We start from the raw sequence: 4,114 nt of genomic DNA on the forward strand, positions 1-4,114 counted from the left end.
CGCTGCTGGGGCTGGGCGTGCTGTGGGGCGTGAGCGAGCTGTTCCTGGGCATGACCTGGGGCGGGCCGATGAAGCACGCCTTTGCCGGTGCCCTGCACCTGGCCTGGCACCGCCGTGCCGAGCGCTTCGGCGGTGGCCGCTCCACCGGCCTCAAGCCGCTGGACCTGGACGACCCGCACGCGCCGCTGGGCGTGGAGAAACCCAAAGACTTCACCTGGAACCAACTGCTCGGCTTTGACGCCTGCGTGCAATGCGGCAAGTGCGAGGCCGCGTGCCCGGCGTTCGCCGCCGGCCAGCCGCTGAACCCGAAAAAACTCATCCAGGACATGGTCGTGGGCCTGGCCGGCGGCACCGACGCGAAGTTCGCCGGCAGCCCGTACCCCGGCAAGCCCGTCGGCGAACATGCCGGTAACCCGCACCAGCCGATCGTCAACGGGCTGGTCGACGCCGAGACCCTGTGGTCGTGCACCACCTGCCGCGCCTGCGTCGAGGAATGCCCGATGATGATCGAGCACGTCGATGCCATCGTCGACATGCGCCGCCACCTGACCCTGGAAAAAGGCGCCACGCCCAACAAGGGCGCCGAAGTGCTCGACAACCTGATCGCCACCGACAATCCTGGCGGCTTCGCCCCCGGCGGACGGATGAACTGGGCGGCCGACCTCAACCTTGACGTGCTGAGCGAGGTGCATGACACCGAGGTGCTGTTCTGGGTCGGCGACGGCGCCTTCGACATGCGCAACCAGCGCACCCTGCGCGCCTTCGTCAAGGTGCTGAAGGCGGCCAACGTGTCGTTTGCCGTGCTCGGCCTGGAAGAGCGCGACAGTGGCGATGTGGCGCGCCGGCTGGGCGATGAAGCGACCTTCCAGCTGCTGGCCAGGCGCAATATCCAGACCCTGGCGCAGTACCGCTTCGCGCGTATCGTGACGTGCGACCCGCACAGTTTCCATGTGCTGAAAAACGAGTACCCCGCCTTTGGCGGCGACTACGAGGTACACCACCACAGCGGCTACCTGGCCGAACTGATTGGCGCCGGCCGGCTCAACCTGGGCCAGCACAACGGCGCCAGCGTCACCTACCATGACCCGTGCTACCTGGGCCGCTACAACGGCGAGTACGAGGCACCGCGCGAGGTGTTGCGCGCGCTGGGCATCGAGGTGCGCGAGATGCAGCGTTCCGGGTTCCGTTCGCGCTGCTGTGGCGGGGGTGGCGGGGCGCCGATCACCGACATCCCCGGCAAGCAACGGATTCCCGACATGCGCATGCAGGACATCCGCGAGACAGCGGCCGAGGTCGTGGCGGTGGGGTGCCCGCAATGCACGGCGATGCTCGAAGGCGTGGTCGAGCCGCGCCCGTTGATCAAGGACCTGGCCGAGCTGGTGGCCGACGCGCTGCTGGAGGCGCCGCTGGCGAGCAAACCGCTGCCGAGCAAGCGTGAACCTGCGGAGGTGCACTGATGAGCGACATCATCCGGCGTGACCCGCGTGCCGAGTGGATCGCACGCAACCGCCTGCACCCGCTGCATGCGGCCATGCAGACGCAACAGACACAGTGGATGGGCCCCAACGGGGTGATCCGCAAGAACCCGCATGCAGTGGGCTTCATCGGCCCCAACGGAATCAAGCGCATCGACCGCAGCGGCGCCCAGCAAGGCGGCGCGAGCAAGCGCAGTGCTGCCGCCGCGGTGGTCTTGCCGCTGCATCAGGTGGCAGCGCCGGCGTTCTACATTGCGGTGGTACCCGACATGGTCGGCGGACGCCTCACCAGTCATGACCGCGACGTGCTGGGCTTGGCCCACAGCCTGGCCGGCAATGACGGCGCGGTGCTGGCGGTGGTGTTTGGCGAGCACAAGGAAAGCACCTTTGGCACCTTCGGCGTCGACCGGCTGTTGCAGATCGACGGCGATGAATTCGCAGGGTACGTGCCCGAGCAGTGGGTGCAGGGCTTGCGGGCTGTGGATAACCAGTTCAACCCGCGTCACTGGCTGCTGCCCGATAGCCGCAGTGGTGGCGGCGAACTGGGCCGACGCTTTGCCGCGGTACTCGGCGAGCGCCCGGCGACACGCGTCTGGCAAGTCAAGGACGGCCTGTGCAGCGCGCGCGCCGGGGCTGGCCAGCAGGACCTGAGCCGCGCCTTGCCGCGGCTGATTCTGGCGGCCGCCGAGTGCGCCGAGCCGGTCAGCGAAACCCGCCATGAAGCCTTGCCAGTGGAGTTGTCCACAGCTGCTGCGCGCAGCCTGCAACGCATCGAAGACCTCGGCCCGGTGGCGGTCGACCCGGCTGCCATCGCCATGGCCGAAGCCGAATTCATCATGTCGGGCGGCAACGGGGTCAAGGACTGGACACTGTTCCACAACGCCACTGCCGCCCTGGGCGCACCGAAGGTGCCTCCAGGGTGGCGGTGGACGACGGCTTCATGCCGCGCAACCGGCAGGTCGGCGCCACCGGCACCTGGGTCACGGCGCGGGTGTACGTGGCGGTGGGGATCTCGGGCGCGATCCAGCACCTGCAGGGCATCGGTGCCTGCGACAAGGTGGTGGCGATCAACCTGGACCCCGGCTGCGACATGATCAAACGTGCCGACCTGTCGGTGATCGGTGACAGCGCAGCGATCCTGCAGGCGCTGATCGAGGCTGTGGACAACTATCGCAATGGCGCCAAGCGTGATGCGGCGTAACGGCAGGGGACGGTTATGAACACGAAGGTCATCAGCCTGGTATCGATTGGAGCACACCCCACGTCCGGCCGCACGCGCCGTGCCGAGCAGGACGCGCGTGCGGTGGAGCTGGGTTTGCAGCTGGCTGGGGATAACTTGCAGGTACTGCATGCCGGCGACCCTCACGAGCCGGCCTTGCGCGCGTACCTGGGCATGGGCCTGGCGCAGTTGGACGTGCTGGAGCAGCCAGCGGGGGCTGATGCACTCGGTGTGCTGGGGGATTACTTGCGCGAGGCCGGGGCGCAACTGGTGCTGACCGGCAGCCAGGCCGAGACCGGCGAGGGCTCGGGCATGCTGCCGTTCCTGCTGGCCGAACGCCTGGGCTGGCCGCTGGTGGTGGGGCTGGCCCAGGTCGAATCTATCCACAATGGCGTGGCGCAGGTGCTGCAGGCCCTGCCGCGTGGCCAGCGGCGTCGGCTGAACGTGCGCTTGCCGTTGCTGGCCACGGTGGACAACGCCGCGCCAACCCCACGCCAGAGTGCGTTCGGCCCAGCGCGGCGCGGGGTGCTGGCCGCGCGCCAGGTCGAGGTGGTGGACGATGAGTTATTCACAGGTGCCGAGCTGCAGCCGGCCAAGCCACGGCCCAAGCGTCTGAAGGTGATCAAGGCCAAGAGTGGTGCCGACCGCATGAAAGCCGCCACAGCCAAGGCCAGTGGCGGCGCTGGCCAGGTGCTCAAGGGGGTCAGCCCGGCCGAGGGCGCCGAGGCGATTCTCAAGCTGCTGGTGGAGGAGGGCGTGCTGCGCTGACGCGTTGTGCACAAAGTCTGTTGGCGGATCTGTGGATAAAGTGTGCGCGCAGGGCTGCACGCCACGTGGCACAAGGCGTGCAGGCTTCTGATCAAATAGTGACCAAGGTAAACCACGGATTTTCCGTGGTTTTTTTATGGAGGGCAGGTGGCAAACACACGCTTTTGCTCACAATCCTTGTTGGCGGCTCTGTGGATAATCTGTTCGGACATGGCTGCAGGCCACGGCAGGCAAGGCTTTGCGCGAGTTGATCAAAAAACGTACAAAAGCGTGTCGTGGCACCCGTAAAACCTCCGGATACCGCTGAATATGGGCATTCTGGCGTTTTATCCACATCGCTTTTTCACAGGACCCAACTTGCGCACAAAGTCTGTTGGCGGCTCTGTGGATAAGGTGTTCGCGCAGTGCTGTGAGCCACGTATTCAAAGGCTTACAGAGAATTGATCACTATTTGACCAATTAGTGGCTGTGGATTGTTTTGCCAGGAGAGGCGGTTTTCCACAGGGGTTGCCCACAATTGCTGTGGGTGTGGCTGTGGATAAAGTGTTCGTGAAGGGGTTATGGGCCAGCGGGGGCTGGGGTTTGCGGGGGTTGATCAGATTTTGTACAGATCAGGGTTGGAGGTCGCCCGATCCGGCCTCTTCGCTGGCAA

General features: G+C 66.0%; 2 protein-coding genes and 1 pseudogene. All 3 read left to right on the plus strand.

What is annotated here, in order from left to right:
• Positions 1 to 1,457, plus strand: a 1,457-nt coding sequence (gene dgcB / locus G3436_RS21140; protein ID WP_163949104.1) for a dimethylglycine demethylation protein DgcB, incomplete at its 5' end; no start/stop codon positions are given.
• Positions 1,457 to 2,676, plus strand: a pseudogene (gene etfA, locus G3436_RS21145) (electron transfer flavoprotein subunit alpha). The gene dgcB and the pseudogene etfA, both read left to right, overlap by 1 nt.
• 15 nt (positions 2,677 to 2,691) lie before the next feature.
• Positions 2,692 to 3,462, plus strand: coding sequence for an electron transfer flavoprotein subunit beta (etfB, locus tag G3436_RS21150; protein ID WP_163949106.1), 771 nt, complete (start codon positions 2,692 to 2,694; stop codon positions 3,460 to 3,462).
• Positions 3,463 to 4,114 lie beyond the last annotated feature (652 nt).

The organism is Pseudomonas brassicae, from assembly GCF_010671725.1.
Lineage (GTDB): Bacteria > Pseudomonadota > Gammaproteobacteria > Pseudomonadales > Pseudomonadaceae > Aquipseudomonas > Aquipseudomonas brassicae.